This window comes from Bradyrhizobium genomosp. III (assembly GCF_000261705.1).
GTDB lineage: Bacteria > Pseudomonadota > Alphaproteobacteria > Rhizobiales > Xanthobacteraceae > Bradyrhizobium > Bradyrhizobium ottawaense.
The window spans coordinates 1-932 of record NZ_AJQF01000601.1; the positions used below are offsets into that span (position 1 = coordinate 1).

Genomic DNA, 932 nt, shown 5'->3' on the forward strand with positions numbered 1-932 from the left:
TGTTTTTCAAGGATTTGCTTTCGGCAATATGGGCACTGCTGAGACGGCGGCCGAAGGATGAGATCGACGATGGCGAAACGTACGGCGGGCATGGTTGGTTGAGGCGGAGGCCCGTTGATTCTCTTTTTTTTGCCCCGCGTATGCGAGGCGATGATGTTGCAGGAAGGCGTAGGCAATCATTGTCATCAGGGCGTGGCGATGAAGACCTTGCCATGATCGCCCTTCGAAGTGATCAAGTCCAAGCTCCTCCTTCAACTGCTGATGCGCCTGCTCACAAATCCACCGTGCCTTAATGGTCTCATCGACGCTGAGGACAATGGCTCGGTTCGGGTAAAGCCAGACAATATCGCGCACCTTATCGACGAATAGCGGATCGCTCGACAGTTTAAATGTCTGGCTGCGGTGCGGCTGCAGGCCGAACGCCGTCCACTTTCGGCCGATCGTGGTGTGAGAAAAGCCAGTTTCCGGAGCCATCGAGCGGATCGACCAGTGCGTCCGTCGCGCGGCGTCGTACGCAATGTCCGCTCGATTACCACAGCAACCTGATCGTCGTCGATGGTTCGAGGGCGCCCAGGGCGGGCTTCGTCAAGCAGGCCATCACAGCAATCCTTCAAGAATCGGCGGCGCCACTTGCCAACGGTGTGTTCATGGATGCCAAGTTTGGCAGCCACCGACTTGCTTGGCAGACTATCTGCACACCGCAGGATCGCGCGGCAGCGCTCAGATAGCGATCGGGCAACGCGATGACGACGAACTTGCCTCTCCAAGTACGCCCGCTCCTGCGGACTAAGCACCAGCGGCGCGATCGGCCGGCCTTGCACACCCGCATTCGCCACGAGCACTCTCCTCTGTAGAGATTCGAGCTATCAACTAATGTGACGAACTTGCGTTCCAGAGGACTAGGGTCTGTACCTAAATAGCGCCACGTGATT

At 57.6% G+C, this 932-nt stretch carries 1 protein-coding gene and 1 pseudogene; both read right to left on the reverse strand.

What is annotated here, in order from left to right:
- Positions 1–6: 6 nt before the first annotated feature.
- Positions 7–297: pseudogene (locus tag IC66_RS47470) on the reverse strand (IS701 family transposase); the annotation flags it as partial.
- A complete protein-coding gene (locus IC66_RS47475) occupies positions 252–842 on the reverse strand; it encodes a helix-turn-helix domain-containing protein (protein WP_390887135.1) in 591 nt (196 codons plus the stop codon). The pseudogene IC66_RS47470 and the gene IC66_RS47475, both read right to left, overlap by 46 nt.
- Positions 843–932 lie beyond the last annotated feature (90 nt).